This is a genomic window from Rhizobium sp. SRDI969, from assembly GCF_025152725.1.
GTDB classification, from domain to species: domain Bacteria; phylum Pseudomonadota; class Alphaproteobacteria; order Rhizobiales; family Rhizobiaceae; genus Rhizobium; species Rhizobium leguminosarum_I.
This window is the reverse complement of record NZ_CP104035.1, coordinates 2,163,389-2,178,992: the sequence shown is the minus strand read 5'-3', so window position 1 is coordinate 2,178,992 and position 15,604 is coordinate 2,163,389. Positions and strand designations below refer to the sequence as shown.

Sequence of the window (15,604 nt, the reverse complement as noted above, 5' to 3'; positions counted from 1 at the left end):
AGCAGGCTGCTCATTATATGACGGACAGGATTTCGCATGACTATTTCAGATCAGGATATTCTCTTTCTCGGCGATTGCGTCAGGGAGGCGGCGCGCGCCGAAATCATGCCGCGTTTCCGCAATCTCGACGCTGCCGATGTTTCGGAAAAGACGTCGGCAATCGATCTGGTGACGCAGGCTGACCTGCTTGCCGAACAGCGGATCACCGCGGCGCTGAGAGAGCGCTTTCCCGCAGCACTCATCGTCGGCGAGGAGGCTTATGACGCCGACCGGTCCGTCGTGCCGGCCCTTGCCGATGCCGAGCTCGCCTTCGTCATCGACCCTGTCGACGGGACGTTCAATTTCGCCGCCGGGCTTCCTGTCTTCGGGACCATGTTGGCGGTGACCGTCAGGGGCGAAACGGTCGCCGGCATTATTCACGATCCAGTTCTCGGCGACACAGTGACCGCGATCAGGGGGGCAGGCGCCTTTCTGAAACGTCGGGACGGGCAGTCGACAAAGCTGAAGGTCGCCGAGCCTGCTAGCCTGAACCAGATGGTCGGTGGCCTGTCATGGAGCCACATGGACGAACCGGATCGCGCCCGTATCTGCGCCAACATGGCGAAGATCCGCATGACCTTCGCCTTCAACTGCTCGGCCTACGAATATTGGATGGTCACTTCCGGCAAGATGCATTTCATCGGCCATGCGAAGCTGATGCCCTGGGACCACTTGGCCGGCGTGCTCGCGCATCAGGAGGCCGGCGGCCATACGGCGAAATTCGACGGCACGCCCTATCGCCCCGGCGAGACGACGGGTGGCATCATCTCTGCGCCCGACCGGGAGAGCTGGCAGCTCATCCGGCGCGAGATCGTCGGCATCTGATTCAAGCTTCTCCTGAGAGACCTGAGCGTGAGGATTTGACATGACTTCGATTGTCGACGTGACCGTTCTTGCCGATCTGCTGCGCCGCGCGGCGAAGGCGGAGATTCTGCCGCGCTTTCGCCGGCTCGGCCAGAACGACGTGCGCGCCAAGAGCGAGGCGACCGATCTCGTCACCGAGGCCGATGAGCAGGCGGAACGGATGATCAAGGCGGAAGCTGCCCAACTCTGGCCGAGCGCGCTGTTCCTCGGCGAAGAATCGGTCGCGGCCGATCCTGATTTGCTTGGCAGCCTCGAGCATGCCGATCTCGCGATCGTCGTCGATCCGGTCGACGGCACCTTCAATTTCGCCGCCGGCATCCCGGCCTTCGGCGTCATGGCATCCGTCATCTCCGGCGGCGAGACGATTGCCGGCATCATCTATGATCCGATGGGCGACGACTGGGTGATGGCGGAAAAGGGCGGCGGTGCCTGGCTGCGGCGGCCTGATGGCGGTGCCGAGCGGCTGTCGGTCGCAGCGCCCGTCGAACTGGAGCACATGGTCGGCATGGCCTCGACTGGCTACTTGCCGAAGGAAAAGCGCGCCGAGGTGCTCGCCAACCTCGCCAAGGTGCGCTTCCTCACCAATTACCGCTGCGCCGCCCACGAATACCGCACCTTTGCCGGCGGTCATGTGCATTACCTCATGTACAACAAGCTGATGCCCTGGGATCACCTTGCCGGCACGTTGATCTCGCAGGAGGCAGGCGCCTATGCGGCGCGCTTCGACGGCTCGGCCTACCTGCCGCATCATCTCGATGGCGGGCTGCTGATTACCCCCGACAAGGCCTCCTGGGACGTGCTGCGGCGTGAGGTCTTTACGGTCTGAACCATGCCGTTTCGGTGAGCTTCAGACTGCTGAGACAGTCGGCCAGTTCCTCTTTCGTCATGCTCGGGCTTGTCCCGAGCATCTGCGGTCAGTTTGATATGTAGCAGATCCTCGGCACAAGGCCGAGGATGACGCCGAATGGGAGCGAGGTTCTCAACAAACTAATCCGCCGGGTCCAGCACTCTTCGCATTCAAAAATGGGCAGCACCCGGATCGATCTGCGGGCTGTCGCCGGGGTGGGTGAACAGCTTGCCGTTTTCCGCCCAGAGGGTGGCGGCGATCGTCACCGTGCCGAAGAGCGCGAAGCCGCCGAAGAGCGGCTGCACCGTGCCGTTGAACATCTGGCCGACCAGGCCGCCGAGGATGGCGCCGGCCGTCGTCGAAACGAAGCCGGTGATGGCGGTTGCCGTGCCGGCGAGATTGCCCATCGGCTCGAGGCTGATGGCGGTGAAATTGGTGGCGATCACGGCAAACATCATCAATACGATGGAGAAGATGCCGTAGGCGACGGCGAAATCCGGCTTGCCGGCCAGTGCGAGGAAAAAGCCGATGGCCGACAGCGCCGTGAAGATCAGCAGGGCAGCGTGCGAGATGCGGCGCATGCCGAATTTGCGCACGAAGAAGCCGTTGGCGAAATTGGCGACGGCGATGCCGCCGGCGGTGGCCGCAAAGGCGATCGGCAGCCAGTCGCCAAGGCCATAGACCTCGCCGAACACCTGCTGCACCGAGATCACATAAGCGCTGATGACGCCGGTAAACATGGTGAGGCCGATCATATAGCCGCAGGTGATGCGGTTTGTGAGCACGGTCTTGAAGCCATCGACGACAGAGCCGACCGACAGCGGCAGCCGTTCTTCCGGCGGCAGCGATTCCTTCAGCCGCAGGAGAGCCCAGACGAACAGGACGGTGGCGATGATGCCGAGCAGGATGAAAATCCAGTGCCAGTTGGCATAGAGGATGATGAGCTGGCCGACGGAGGGGGCAACGATCGGCACGATCATGAAGACGATCATCACATAGGACATGACGCGGGCCATTTCGCGGCCACCGAAGCAGTCGCGTACCATGGCCATGGTCGTTATGCGCACAGCAGCACCGCCCACACCCTGAATGAAGCGCATGACGAGCAGCATTTCGAAGCTGCCGGTTGCTGCGGCGGCAAACATTCCGACAACATAGCAGGCGAGGCCGCCGAGCAGGATGTTGCGGCGGCCGAACGTATCCGAAAGGCTGCCGAAGAAGATCTGTGAGACGCCGAATCCCAAGAAAAACACGCCGATGATCAGCTGCGCGTCGTTGGTATTGGTGACGCCGAGAGAATTGCCGATATTGGGCAAAGCCGGCAGCATGCTGTCGATTGCCATGGCGACGCTGGCGGTCATGATGGCGATGGTGACGACGAATTCGCCAAAGCCCATGCCGATGCGGCCGGAGCCCTGGTTTTCCTGGTGCGGTTTATGCGACGGCGTCATGTAATTGAGATTCCGAATGCGAGGGAGGCCGGCCGTTCAGACGGCCGGGTTCTGCTGTTGGAAGAGGCGGCCCTTCTCGGCGATCAGCACAAAGACAAGGCCAATGATCGACACAAAGAAATAACCCGCGACCATCGGCAGCGCGGTGCCGTCGAAGGCCTGGCCGATGCCGGCGCCGATGAGGGCGCCGCCGACCGTGCTCATGAATCCGAGGACCGAGGAGGCGGTGCCGGCGACGTGGCCGAGCGGCTCCATGGCGAGCGAATTGAAGTTTGACCCGATCCAGCCGAACTGGAACATGGCAAGGCCGAAGAACGAGATGAACAGTGCGAAGGGCATCGGCTCAGTGCTGGCCATCTGGACGATCAGCCAGATGGCGTTGATGGCGATGAAGCCGATGAGCGAGCCGTGCGACAGCCGGCGCATGCCGAGCTTGCCGACAAAGCGTGAATTGAAGAAGGACGACAGCGACATGAAGATCGCCACGCCGGCGAAGGCGAAGGGGAAATAGACGCCGAGATCGTAAATGCCGACATAGACCTGCTGGGCCGAATTGATGAAGCCGAACAGCGCGCCAAAGATGAAGGTGCTGGCGATGGTGTAGCAGAGCGCGACGCGATTGGTCAGCACCAGCTTGAAGGCGCCGAAGATCGAGCGGGCGGTGAAGGGACGGACATTGGCGGGATGCAATGTTTCCGGCAGGCGGAGATAGGCCCAGACGGCAATACCAGTCGCCATGGTGGCTATGAAGAGGAAGATCAGGTGCCAGTTGCCGAAGAACATGACGATCTGGCCGGTGCCGGGCGCAATGACCGGTACGATCATGAAGACCATCATGATCAGCGACATGACTTCGGCCATCTGCCGGCCGCCATAGATATCGCGAACGATGGAGACGGTGATGACGCGGGTTGCGGCCGAACCGACGCCCTGCACGAAGCGCAGGGCGAGCAACCCTGCAAAGGACGGCACGAAGACGATACTGATGGCGGACAGGATATAGATGACGAGACCGATCAAAAGCGGCGTGCGGCGACCGAAACGGTCAGAGAGCGGCCCGTAGAACAGCTGGGCACAGCCGAAGCCGAGCAGATAGGTGGAGACGACGAATTGCCGGTGATTTTCGCTCTCGACGCCGAGGCTGGCGCCGATCTGCTGCAAGGCCGGCAGCATGATGTCGATCGCCAGAGAGTTGACGGCCATCAGGAAGGCGGCGAGCGCGATAAATTCTCGCTTGCCCATGGGCAGGCGGCCCGCGGACACGGCTTGTGATGAATCTGTCACAATGAAATTCCCATAAACAGGCTAAGGCGCTGCTTGCCGCAGCGCCTCGGACTCAAGATACAGATTTGGAAACCGGGCGGACGCCCGGTGACCGGTCAGGAGGCGGCGCGCACCGCGATGCCGTTTTCCTGGAGGTGCTGCTGCAGTTCACCAGCCTGGAACATTTCCCGGACGATGTCGCAGCCGCCGACGAACTCGCCCTTTATGTAAAGCTGCGGGATTGTCGGCCAGCTGGAGTATTCCTTGATGCCCTGGCGGATTTCCGAATCGGCGAGCACGTTGACGCTCTTGTAGTCGACGCCGATGTAATCGAGAATTTGCACGACCTGGCCGGAGAAACCACACTGCGGAAACTGCGGCGTGCCCTTCATGAAGAGGACGACGTCGTTGCTCTTGATTTCGTTGTCGATGAATTCGTGAATACCGCTCATGGGACCTAATCCTTTCAACAGGCGGGTTAAAGGCCCACCGTTTCAATCGTTGCCTTTAAATAGCATGCGACAGCAGGAATTCCAGCCGCCCGAACCAAAAAAAGACCAATTCGGGCAGGCCGTTGCCGGGTTGTTGCCGTCGCGTTACGGTTGGTGGGCGAGATAGATCTGAATCTGCTCGATTTCAGCATCGGTGAAGTGGCTGAAATCCCATTGTGAAACCTGCGTCATCACGCCGAGATCGCGGTCGCCGACACCCTTGCCGGTGCGCAGCAGCGTCTTGAAATCGGCAGCCGAATAGGATTGCGCCAGGGGCTTAAGCGCCGGTGCCAGGAACGCTTCCGACTGCTTTGCCGTATCGAGATTGTGGCAATGGCTGCAGTCGGTCCTGAAGGCATATTCGCCGATATCGGCCGGACGCGTGGCGGCAGGGGTGATGACGGCGGGCACCAGATCGGCTTCGAAGGGGATTTTGTCGAGCGCCAGGCCGATTCGCCCGAGCGGTCCCCATTGCGTCGTTCCCACCAACGCGTCGGGAAGCTGCTTCAGACTGCGCAGCCAGGCAATGATCGCCGCCATGTCGTCATCGGTGATATTGGCGAAGTTGCTTGCCGGCATGATGAAGACACCGGTGCCGTCTTTCTTGATGCCGTGGCGGATGAGGCGCACGAGTTCAGCATCGCTGTACATGGGCACGAAGCGGGTCAGGTTCGGCGCGACGATGCGGCCGACGCCCGGCTCGTCGATGAGCACGTTGCCGGCATCGTGATGACAGCCGCCGCACATCAGCGTACGGGCGCGGCGTTCGGCTTCTTCCGCAGACAGCGTCGTCTTGACGGTGAAATCGGCCGCTGCGACGTCATAGGTCCTGGAGAGACGCATCTCCGACAGGGCGTATACGCCGGCAACGGCGATGAGACAGATCGCGACGATGGCCGCGAGAATGATTTTCACGATGCGCATCGTCGCTTCATGCCCCCAATAGCGCCGCAGAACTCGTCCGAAAACTGCTCACATTTTCATTGCACCTCAACTACGGCGTTGACGGCTGCGGCCGGCGGCGGTGCGGCGCTTGCTGACTTGTTTGCGGGGAGGCTTGGGTTTGGCCGAGATCGTCTTGCGCGCAGCTGTGGTCGTCGCGGCGGGGCGTGTCTTACGCCTCCTGCGCTTCGTCGTGGCGCGGCCGGTGGTTTTCTTCAGGATCTCCTTCAGCACGCTGTCGACGACGCCCGATATCAATTCTTTGACTAGGTCGGCCACAAAACCCCTCCGTTCGTGGTGGAATCGACATGGATGCTATTGAATTCCGGAAGAGTTCGGTTAGCAAGACGGCTTCGAGATCATAGCTGCCTTTTTTGCCGATATCAGCGGCACAGCAGCCGGATCGCAGCAACATGCCGGCCATTTGCCCGGCCGGAAGAGCGGAATGAAACTGATCGAGAAGCGGGTCGTCCTGCATTTCCCGGGCTTCGAGCCGCTTGACGGCGTTGCTCACAGGGCGCGCTACGAGCGTTCGGCGAGGCAGAGTGCAGCCGTTTGGGGCTATTCGGTGGAGACAGGGGCAGCGGACGGGAGGAGCGATCCGGTCAGTTTCGTGGTCACGACGGGTGAGAAGGCTACAGCGCCGGAGGCAGGGGCCGGATCCCCCGGCTGGCAGACGAAGAGCCGGATCCATATGGTCGATCACGATGCACTGGTGCGCAGACTGCGTGCCGGCAACACGCTGAGCCAGATCATAGCGGGCTTCCGAAGCTGCGCCGAGATCATGCTCGAAGGCGGGATGCGGGGCTATTTCCGCCATGCCTGGCGCTTCGGCCTGTTCTTCCTTTTCCCGTTCCTGCTGACCGCGCTGGCGATCGCGCTGACGGCGCAGATCGCCATCCTGCCCTATGCTCTTAGCTTTTCGTCGTGGCACATGCTCTGGAGCGGGCCGCTGGCGCTTTGTTTCTTCATCTTCGCCTTCCTGCCGTTTTCCGAGCGTTTCCATACGCTGCATCTCTTTGCCGATTGGAAAATGGCCGTGGCGCTCGGCCGTATGGACCGGGCCGATTTCAACAGCTGGCTGGAAGACCGGGCCGCTGGCGTGCGCAAGGCGCTTGACGAAGAGGTGGACGAATATGTGATTTCCTCGCACAGCATGGGATCGAGCGTCGCCGCCCATGTCGTCGGCATATTGCTGGAAAGAGAGCCGGAGATATTCAAAGGCAAGCGCGTGGTGTTTGCCACCCTCGGCAGCGCCATCCTGCAATGTGCGCTCATGTCATCGGCAAAGCTGCTTCGCGCCCGTGTCGGGCTGATCGCCCGCTGTCCCGAGATTTCCTGGCTCGATGTGCAGTGCCTGACGGATTCGATCAATTTCTACAAGGTGCCGGTCGTCGCCGTCTCCGGCCATGCGGATGCGCCTCAGGCGAAGATGATCCTGATCCGCGTCAAGCAGATGCTGACGCGCGAGCACTACCGCAAGATCCGCACGGACCAGCTGCGCGTCCACCGGCAATATGTGCTTGGGCCGGATTTGCAGGCGCCCTTCGACTTCACACTTTTGACATCCGGGCCGATGCCGGCCTCGGTCTTTGCCGATCCCGACGAAAAGAGAATGGCCGGCTGAGGGCCGGGCATCGTCCGTCCGGATTGCGTCGGCTCTATTCCGGCGCCGAGGTCTGCAGCGCCAGCGCATGCAACACGCCGCCCATATTGCCCTTCAGCGCCTCGTAGACCATCTGGTGCTGTTGCACGCGGCTCTTGCCGCGAAAGGCTTCGGCGACGACTTCGGCGGCGTAGTGATCGCCATCGCCCGCCAGATCGCGGATCGTCACTTTGGCACCGGGAATCCCAGCCTTGATCATGTCTTCGATATCGCCGGGTTTCATGGCCATGATCGTTACTCCTTGCGCATCATTCCGCAGCGGCAAGTTCGCCGCGGCCTTCCATGAAGTCAGGGAACCATGATTCATGGGCATCGCGCAATTGCTGAATCGGCAGCGAGATGAGATCGCCGACGACGAGCGCCGTTCCTCCGACCGTGCCGAGGCGGCGGAAAGGAACGCCGCCACCTTCTGCATTGACGCAGACGAAATCGGCAACATCGGCAGGCAAGGTGAGGATGTAGCGCGCCTGATCCTCACCGAAGAGCAGCGCATGTGGTGCACCTCTGCCTTCGCTCAGATCGATCGTCAGGCCTTTGCCCGAGGCCATCGCCATTTCGGCGAGCGCCACGGCAAGGCCACCCGAGGAGATGTCGTGGCAAGCGGTCGCCTGGCCGTTGCGGATGACGGAGCGAACGAAATCGCCATTGCGGCGCTCGGCAAACAGATCCACCTCCGGTGCCGGACCTTCGCGGCTGGAAAGCACGTCTCTCACATAGACGGACTGGCCGAGATGGCTGCCGTCGACGCCGATCATGATCACCTTGTCGCCGTCGTTGGCAGTGCCGATACGAGCCATCTTGCGCCAGTCCGGCAGCAGGCCGACGCCTGCGATCGTCGGGGTCGGCAGAATGGCGACGCCGTTGGTCTCGTTGTAAAGCGAGACGTTGCCTGACACGATCGGGAAATCCAGCGCGCGGCAGGCCTCGCCGATGCCCTTCACGGCCTCGACGAGCTGGCCCATGATCTCGGGCTTTTCGGGATTGCCGAAGTTCAGATTGTCGGTAGCGGCGAGCGGTTCGGCGCCTGTCGCGGTGATGTTGCGCCAGCATTCGGCGACCGCCTGCTTGCCGCCTTCGAAGGGGTCTGCCTCGACATAACGCGGGGTGACGTCGGAGGAGAAAGCGAGCGCCTTGGAGGGATGGCCGTCGACGCGCACGACCCCGGCATCGCCGCCCGGAAGCTGCAGCGAATTGCCCTGGATCAGCGTGTCGTATTGCTCATAGACCCAACGGCGGCTCGACTGGTTGGCGGAGCCGACGAGTTGCAGCAACGCCTGGCCATAATCCTCGGGTGCGGCGACAAGATTGGCGGGCAGGGGGGCATGCTTGCGGGATTCGCGCCAGGGGCGATCATATTCCGGCGCCTGGTCGCCCAGATCCTTGATCGGCAGGTTGGCGACTTCCTCGCCCTGGTGCATGACGCGGAAGCGCAGATCGTCGGTCGTCCAGCCGACGATGGCAAAATCGAGGCCCCACTTGACGAAGATCGCCTTGGCTTCCGCTTCCTTCTCCGGCTGCAGCACCATGAGCATGCGCTCCTGGCTTTCCGACAGCATCATCTCGTAGGCCGTCATCCTCTCTTCGCGGACAGGCACCTTGTCGAGTTCGAGCAGGATGCCGAGATCGCCCTTGGCGCCCATCTCGACGGCCGAGCAGGTGAGGCCGGCCGCACCCATGTCCTGGATGGCGATGACGGCGCCGGTCTGCATCAGCTCGAGGCAGGCTTCCAGCAGGCACTTCTCGGTGAAGGGGTCGCCGACCTGAACGGTCGGGCGCTTCTCGTCGATCGATTCGTCGAATTCGGCCGACGCCATCGTCGCACCGCCGACGCCGTCACGGCCGGTCTTGGCGCCGAGATAGACGACCGGAAGACCGACGCCCTTGGCTTCGGACAGGAAGATGGCGTTGGACTTCGCAATACCGGCGGCAAAGGCGTTGACGAGGATGTTGCCGTTGTAGCGGGCGTCGAATTCGACCTCGCCGCCGACCGTCGGCACGCCGAAGGAATTGCCGTAGCCGCCGACGCCGGAGACGACGCCGGAGACGAGGTGGCGGGTCTTCGGATGATCCGGTTCGCCGAAGCGCAGCGCGTTCATCGCGGCGATCGGGCGCGCGCCCATGGTGAAAACGTCGCGCAGGATGCCACCGACGCCGGTCGCAGCCCCCTGATAGGGCTCGATATAGGAGGGGTGGTTGTGGCTCTCCATCTTGAAGACGACGCAATCGCCGTCATCGATGTCGACCACGCCGGCATTTTCGCCCGGGCCCTGGATGACGCGCGGCCCCTTGGTCGGCAGCGTGCGCAACCATTTCTTCGAGGATTTGTAGGAGCAGTGCTCGTTCCACATGGCCGAGAAGATGCCGAGCTCGGTAAACGTCGGCTCGCGGCCGATCAGATCCAGAATGCGCTGGTACTCGTCCGGCTTCAGGCCATGGCTTGCGATGAGTTCCGGCGTGATCGGGATGGTGTTTGGAATGGTCATGAGCGGAAAATCCCTGGCGCGTTTTGCGCTGTCTTTAGCTTATGTAGCGGCGACGCGCGACAGGAAAATGCCCGCCGTCAACAGAGGGCGGGCAGACTTATCCAAAAGAGCAACCACTCAGAACTTGTAGCCGACCTGCAAGCCGGCGCGCGTCATGCCGTCGTTCGGCCCGTTGCAGAGATCGGCATGCGAGGAATGGGCGAACTGGGCCATGACATTCCAGTGGGTGTTGAAACGATAGCCGGCGCCCAGATATTCGTGGAAGAGGACGCGACAGCCGAGTTCCGGGCCGTCATCATCGCCCTCGAGATCGCCGGTATGGATGACGCCGCCGAAGCCGGCTTCGGCAAAGAGCTTCTCGTTGAAATCGACCGTCCAGGTGAAACCGGTGAAGAACTGAGTGGCTTCGCCCGACGTGCCGATCGAGGTGCCGAGATGGACGCGGGGATGCAGCAATTGTTGCTGCCAGCCGACCGCCGTGTCGTAGCCGAAAGGATCGAAGAGAGCGGTAATTTCGGGAAAGACGCCGTCTTCCCTGGAGTGGCCCGATTGCACCGAGGCCGAAGCGCCGAAACGTAATTCATCAAATATCTGCTCGCCTGCACTTGCCGAGCCGGCCACCACTGCCACTGACGCTATACCCAACAATAGCAGAGCGACTTTTCCGAAGTCGATCGTCATATGCTGTCCTTTGATTCCCTCATCTGAGGGGATGACAAGAGGTAGCATGACGGTTCGAGGGGTAAAGCGGCAGGATCTGGGCGCGATGTTTTTTTAGACTACGACGTGTATTTGCAACACATCATATTTCGCCATCATAGGCGGAGCCGCCATTTTCCAGCAGCCGGCGCAGGATCATCAGTCCCGAGATCAATTCCTGCCCTGTCTTCGGCGAGGAGAAACCGACGCGAACGCGATGATAGGGCCTCTCTCCGCGCGCCGCCTTGAACTCGTCCTCGTCGTCGACGAGCACGCCATCGCGGAAGGCGGCATTCTTGAAGGTGCCCGACATCCAGGGCTCCGGCAGTTTCAGCCAGAGGAAGGGCGCGTGCGGGTGCGATTCGAAATCGAAGCCCTGCAACTGTTCGCGGGCGAGCCGGACCCGCCGGGAGAGTTCCTCGACACTTGCCTTGCGGATCTCGTGCGCCATTCCGCTTTCGACAAGGCGCGCGCAGGTCTCCGCCAGGATGAAGGGCAGGCCGCCGGTGATCATCCTGTGCGTCACTTTGATGCGCTGGGCAAAATGCGGCGGGCAGGCGACCCAGCCGCCGCGCACGCCAGCGGCGACCGCTTTCGACAGGCCGTTGACGAGGAAGGTGCGATCAGGCGCAATCGAGGCGAGCAGCGGCGTGTCGTCGTCGGCCATGCCGCCGTAGAGGTCGTCCTCGATCAGCCAGACGCCGTGCTTCCTGGCGATTATAGCGATTGCAGCGCGCCGGTCATAGGGCATGATCGCCAGCGTCGGATTGTGGACGGTCGGCATCAGGAAGGCGATCTTCGGATGCTGCTGCTGGCAGAGCCGCTCGAAATCCTCGGGGATCACGCCGAGCTCATCGGAATCGACCGTCAGCGTGCGGCGGCCGAGAAGGCGGGCGCTACGGCTGACCTGGGTATAGGTGAGATCCTCGAAGACGATCTTGTCGCCCGGCGCCGAGACGGCGGCGACGACTGATATCGCCGCCGCATGAGCGCCGAGAGTCGGCACGATGTTTTCAGCGTCCGGCGTCCAGCCGCTGCGGGCAAGCCACAGGCGGCCGGCCTCAAACCAGTTGCGCGGGAAACTCCGGGAATAGGAAGAGATTTCGGATAGATGCTGCACGCCGATCTCGGCAAGGATGCCCGCTATGACCTTGCCCTGGCCGAGATCCGGCGCGGCTGTCGTGTCGAAGCGGATCTTGTTGGCCGGCGCATCCTGGATGCGGGTGCCGCCGAGCGAGACGGTCAGCGGATCGATTTGCTCTCCGGGCGGCGTCTCAGAGCGGTTCAGCACATAGGTGCCGCGCCCCACTTCGCCGGCGACCAGGCCGCGCTCATGTACCAGCGCATAGGCACGGCCGATCGTGCCGATCGTCACGCCGATATCATAGGCGAGGTTGCGCTGCGGCGGCAATTTGCTGCCGGCGGGCAAGGCGCCGCTTGATATGGCGGATTCGATGCTGTCGGCAAGCCGGAGATAGACCGGACCGGAACCGCGGGAAATATCAGGAAGCCAATTTGTCATGGTGACAATTGTATATGTTGGCACATTGTATGGGTCAAGCGTATGAGTCAATTCCAATGGCACGCCGAGAGGATTCCTGGAATGTCTGCCTTACCTGAGATCAAAATGCCGATTGTACCGATTGTCTCTTACGAAGACAGGAGACAGATCGTCCTCCCCGACGCGCCTGCCGAGGCGACGACGCGCCTGGACCGGATCTGGGCCGCAGTTCTTCTCTGGCATCAGAAGCGGGAAGGCCGGCGTGCGCTGAGAGGGCTGACGGCGACCGAACTCAAGGATATCGGGGTGTCGCAGTCAGATGCAGCGCGCGAAGTCGGCAAGTCGTTCTTTTGGGACTGAAACGTGCTTTCGGAACTGACCGGGTCGGTCAGTTGCAGGCCTTGTTGCCACCTGACCAGCGGTTAAGGTCGGTGGTGATGCGGCCGGCGACCGGTTCCGACATCATCGGACCGAAGGCCTGCAGGCGCGACGGGCTTCCCTCGGCCTGCACGACGAGCAGCGGCCGGCTCTCCGGGCTGCCCTTGTGGACAAGCAGGATGCGCGGCCGGCCGGAGAAGGAATTGAGCTCCGGCGCGAGCTTATAGGCTGCAAAGGCCGGATCGCCCGATTTGAACCAGCAGGCATTGGCGCCGAGCGCCACGCGTTCCATGGTCGGCAGCGCGGCGCGGTTCGGGCCTGTCGGCGCCGGCGTCTGGCAGGCTGCGACCATGGTTGCGACAGCGGTAAACAGGGCGGCGTTTGCGAGGCGAGGGCGCATCAATCGTGCTCCAGATCCGGACGGAGGATTTTTGGGTGCATGCCGTTGCCCACGACCGCTGTGTGTTTTGGGCAAGGCACTGGCTCAGGCGGCGATGACGTCGAGCGCCGAGGCGAAGAGGCCACGGCCGTCCGAGCCGCCATGGGCAGCTTCGATCAGGTTCTCGGGATGCGGCATCATGCCGAGCACATTGCCCTTTTCATTCATGACAGCGGCGATGTCGTTGATCGAGCCGTTCGGATTGGTGCCCTCGGCATAACGGAACACCACCTGGCCATTGCCTTCGATCGCGGCCAGCGTCGCTTCCTCGGCGAAATAATTGCCGTCGTGATGGGCAACCGGGCAGCGGATGACCTGGCCCTGCGCGTAGGCGCGGGTGAAGTCCGTCTCGGCGTTGACGACTTCGAGCTTGATCTCACGGCAGACGAATTTCAGCGAGGAATTGCGCATCAGCGCGCCGGGCAGCAGGCCGGCCTCGACGAGGATCTGGAAGCCGTTGCAAACGCCGAGCACCTTCACGCCCTTTGTAGCCTTGTCGATGATCGCCTGCATGACCGGCATGCGGGCGGCGATCGCGCCGCAACGCAGGTAATCGCCATAAGAGAAGCCGCCGGGGATGACGATCAGATCGACGTCGGGGATCTCTGTTTCCGTCTGCCAGATCGTCACCGGCTGCTTGCCGGAGATCTTGGTCAGGGCGGCGATCATGTCGCGGTCACGGTTGAGGCCCGGAAGTTGAACGACGGCTGATTTCATGGGGTCCCTGCGTCTAACGAAAGATACTGAACTGGAATGCTTTCGGCGAGCCATACTCCATTGTCGGAGACAAAGAAAGAATGACCCTCTGAAAACATGCGGGCCGCGTCCACACGCAGGATGAGATGTTCACCCTTACGGCGGGCTGCGACCATTTTTGCCGTTTCGACATCCGCCGACAGATGAACGTGGTGCCGCTGCATCTTCTTCAAGCCTTCGCGCTCGATCGACTGCCAATTCGTCAGAGACGTGCCGTGAGAAAGAGCGGCGGGCGGTTCAACCTGGTTCAATGCGAGATCGACGTCGACGCTATGACCTTGGTTTGCGCGAATTCTGCCATCGGCGATCGTGAAACGCTTCTTCGGATTGTTGTCGACAATCTCGATAATATCGGCGCGGGAAACATTGTATTTCGACGCCAACACCTTTTCGAGCTCATCGAACGACACCCAACCCTCGCTATCAAGCGTCAAACCCGCGGCATCAGGCGCATGACGTAAAACATAGCTCATATACTTGGAGACTTCCGTCTCCAGCTTTGCTTTCATCATGACGCCAAATCCTCAAAGTCCACCGGACGACGGGTCTGTGATCGTCAGTCGATCGCGATTGCGTAGTTCTCGATCACCGTGTTGGCGAGCAATTTTTCGCACATGGCCTTGAGGTCGGCCTCGGCCTTGCCCTTGTCGGCTCCTTCCAGCTCCAGGTCGAAGACCTTGCCCTGTCTTACATGGCCGACGCCCGAGAAGCCGAGGGCGCCAAGCGCACCCTCGATAGCCTTGCCCTGCGGATCGAGAACGCCGTTTTTCAGCGTGACGGTGACACGAGCCTTGATCACTTTGTCTTTCCTGCCTTACTTGACGAGAACCGGGCCGGTGCCGCGCACAGGCTCGTTTTCATTGATGATGCCGAGACGGCGCGCAACTTCGGAATAGGCTTCGAGCAGCCCGCCGAGGTCGCGGCGGAAGCGATCCTTATCCATCTTCTCGTGGGTTTCGATATCCCAGAGCCGGCAGCTGTCCGGCGAGATTTCGTCGGCGAGGATGATGCGCATCATATCGCCTTCGAAGAGGCGGCCGCATTCGATCTTGAAATCGACGAGCTGGATGCCGACGCCGAGGAAGAGGCCGGTCATGAAGTCGTTCACGCGGATGGCAAGCGCCATGATGTCATCGAGTTCAGCGGGGTTTGCCCAGCCGAAGGCGGTGATGTGCTCTTCGGAGACCATCGGATCGTCGAGCGCGTCGGACTTGTAATAGAATTCGATGATCGAGCGCGGCAGCACGACGCCTTCGTCGATGCCAAGGCGCTTGGCGAGAGAACCGGCCGCGACATTGCGCACGACGATCTCCAGCGGGATCATCTCTACTTCCTTGATCAACTGCTCGCGCATGTTGAGCCGGCGGATAAAATGAGTAGGGATGCCGATCTTGTTCAGATGGCTGAAGATATATTCGCAGATGCGGTTGTTGAGGACGCCCTTGCCATCGATGACTTCGTGCTTCTTCTTGTTGAAGGCGGTGGCATCGTCCTTGAAGAACTGGATCAAAGTGCCCGGTTCCGGGCCTTCATACAGAATCTTTGCCTTGCCCTCGTAGATACGGCGGCGACGGTTCATCGTGGTCATTCTCTATTGTTGGCGCTCTTGGGATAGCGCGAGTGGATCGATCTCGTGGCGTCCCCTTAAAGGAAAAGAGAGGGTTTCACAATCCGCCTGTCGCTCCTTCCCTGGTTTCCAGATTTCGTGGCCCCGGTTTCCAGATTTCGTGGCCCCGGTTTCCAGATTTCGCGGTCCCGGTTTCCGATTTTACGGAATACTGCCAA

The 15,604-nt window shown here is 61.4% G+C and carries 18 protein-coding genes; 4 read left to right on the top strand and 14 right to left on the bottom strand.

The window, feature by feature from the left end:
* Window positions 1-36: 36 nt before the first annotated feature.
* Both N2A41_RS11025 and N2A41_RS11020 read left to right on the top strand, forming a co-directional pair.
* Window positions 37-864, top strand: coding sequence for an inositol monophosphatase family protein (locus N2A41_RS11025; RefSeq protein WP_017964496.1), 828 nt, complete (start codon window positions 37-39; stop codon window positions 862-864).
* A 40-nt stretch (window positions 865-904) separates the two neighbouring features.
* Window positions 905-1,729 (top strand): inositol monophosphatase family protein, encoded by an 825-nt coding sequence (locus N2A41_RS11020; protein ID WP_260110935.1) that lies wholly within the window; start codon window positions 905-907, stop codon window positions 1,727-1,729.
* A 191-nt stretch (window positions 1,730-1,920) separates the two neighbouring features.
* On the opposite strand, the gene N2A41_RS11015 is transcribed toward N2A41_RS11020, so the two are convergent.
* From N2A41_RS11015 to N2A41_RS10995, 5 genes are all read right to left on the bottom strand, one after another.
* Window positions 1,921-3,201 carry a multidrug effflux MFS transporter gene (locus N2A41_RS11015; RefSeq protein WP_222385145.1) on the bottom strand — a complete coding sequence of 427 codons (1,281 nt, stop codon included), beginning with the start codon at window positions 3,199-3,201 and terminating at the stop codon, window positions 1,921-1,923.
* 36 nt (window positions 3,202-3,237) lie between these two features.
* Window positions 3,238-4,443, bottom strand: a complete 1,206-nt coding sequence (locus N2A41_RS11010; RefSeq protein WP_032985091.1) for a multidrug effflux MFS transporter — start codon at window positions 4,441-4,443, stop codon at window positions 3,238-3,240.
* 137 nt (window positions 4,444-4,580) lie between these two features.
* Window positions 4,581-4,916, bottom strand: a complete 336-nt coding sequence (gene grxD, locus N2A41_RS11005; RefSeq protein WP_017964491.1) for a Grx4 family monothiol glutaredoxin — start codon at window positions 4,914-4,916, stop codon at window positions 4,581-4,583.
* 144 nt (window positions 4,917-5,060) lie between these two features.
* The gene (locus N2A41_RS11000) at window positions 5,061-5,879 is read right to left on the bottom strand and encodes a c-type cytochrome (RefSeq protein WP_222385144.1); all 819 of its coding nucleotides are present in this window, start codon (window positions 5,877-5,879) and stop codon (window positions 5,061-5,063) included.
* 66 nt (window positions 5,880-5,945) lie between these two features.
* A complete protein-coding gene (locus N2A41_RS10995; protein WP_260110934.1) occupies window positions 5,946-6,176 on the bottom strand; it encodes a hypothetical protein in 231 nt (76 codons plus the stop codon).
* 166 nt (window positions 6,177-6,342) lie between these two features.
* Between N2A41_RS10995 and N2A41_RS10990 the strand changes: the two genes are divergently transcribed.
* Window positions 6,343-7,524, top strand: coding sequence for a hypothetical protein (locus N2A41_RS10990; RefSeq protein ID WP_260110933.1), 1,182 nt, complete (start codon window positions 6,343-6,345; stop codon window positions 7,522-7,524).
* 34 nt (window positions 7,525-7,558) lie between these two features.
* Here the strand turns inward: N2A41_RS10990 and N2A41_RS10985 are convergent, their stop codons facing one another.
* The 4 genes from N2A41_RS10985 to N2A41_RS10970 all read right to left on the bottom strand — a co-directional run bounded on the left by N2A41_RS10985 (window position 7,559) and on the right by N2A41_RS10970 (window position 12,267).
* Window positions 7,559-7,792, bottom strand: coding sequence for a BolA/IbaG family iron-sulfur metabolism protein (locus tag N2A41_RS10985; protein WP_003540079.1), 234 nt, complete (start codon window positions 7,790-7,792; stop codon window positions 7,559-7,561).
* Between the two features lie 19 nt (window positions 7,793-7,811).
* A complete protein-coding gene (gene purL, locus N2A41_RS10980) occupies window positions 7,812-10,046 on the bottom strand; it encodes a phosphoribosylformylglycinamidine synthase subunit PurL (protein ID WP_260110932.1) in 2,235 nt (744 codons plus the stop codon).
* 117 nt (window positions 10,047-10,163) lie between these two features.
* Window positions 10,164-10,727, bottom strand: a complete 564-nt coding sequence (locus tag N2A41_RS10975; protein WP_260110931.1) for an acyloxyacyl hydrolase — start codon at window positions 10,725-10,727, stop codon at window positions 10,164-10,166.
* A gap of 121 nt (window positions 10,728-10,848) precedes the next feature.
* The gene (locus N2A41_RS10970; RefSeq protein ID WP_222385137.1) at window positions 10,849-12,267 is read right to left on the bottom strand and encodes an aminotransferase-like domain-containing protein; all 1,419 of its coding nucleotides are present in this window, start codon (window positions 12,265-12,267) and stop codon (window positions 10,849-10,851) included.
* A gap of 81 nt (window positions 12,268-12,348) precedes the next feature.
* On the opposite strand from N2A41_RS10970, the gene N2A41_RS10965 reads away from it, so the two are divergent.
* Window positions 12,349-12,606, top strand: a complete 258-nt coding sequence (locus N2A41_RS10965) for a DUF1127 domain-containing protein (RefSeq protein ID WP_260110930.1) — start codon at window positions 12,349-12,351, stop codon at window positions 12,604-12,606.
* Between the two features lie 28 nt (window positions 12,607-12,634).
* Here N2A41_RS10965 and N2A41_RS10960 read toward each other — a convergent pair whose 3' ends face one another.
* The 5 genes from N2A41_RS10960 to purC all read right to left on the bottom strand — a co-directional run bounded on the left by N2A41_RS10960 (window position 12,635) and on the right by purC (window position 15,398).
* Window positions 12,635-13,024 (bottom strand): hypothetical protein, encoded by a 390-nt coding sequence (locus tag N2A41_RS10960; protein WP_222385134.1) that lies wholly within the window; start codon window positions 13,022-13,024, stop codon window positions 12,635-12,637.
* An 84-nt stretch (window positions 13,025-13,108) separates the two neighbouring features.
* Complete coding sequence (gene purQ, locus N2A41_RS10955; RefSeq protein ID WP_260110929.1) at window positions 13,109-13,780, bottom strand: phosphoribosylformylglycinamidine synthase subunit PurQ; 672 nt, start codon at window positions 13,778-13,780, stop codon at window positions 13,109-13,111.
* Window positions 13,777-14,331: an RNA 2'-phosphotransferase gene (locus tag N2A41_RS10950; RefSeq protein ID WP_260110928.1), complete on the bottom strand. Its 555-nt coding sequence runs from the start codon at window positions 14,329-14,331 to the stop codon at window positions 13,777-13,779. The genes purQ and N2A41_RS10950 overlap by 4 nt, the downstream gene beginning before the upstream one ends.
* A gap of 44 nt (window positions 14,332-14,375) precedes the next feature.
* Entirely contained in the window at window positions 14,376-14,618 is a 243-nt protein-coding gene (gene purS / locus N2A41_RS10945; protein ID WP_012757626.1) for a phosphoribosylformylglycinamidine synthase subunit PurS, read from the bottom strand.
* Window positions 14,619-14,633: 15 nt separating this feature from the next.
* Window positions 14,634-15,398, bottom strand: a complete 765-nt coding sequence (gene purC, locus N2A41_RS10940) for a phosphoribosylaminoimidazolesuccinocarboxamide synthase (protein WP_003540062.1) — start codon at window positions 15,396-15,398, stop codon at window positions 14,634-14,636.
* Between the last annotated feature and the right edge of the window lie 206 nt (window positions 15,399-15,604).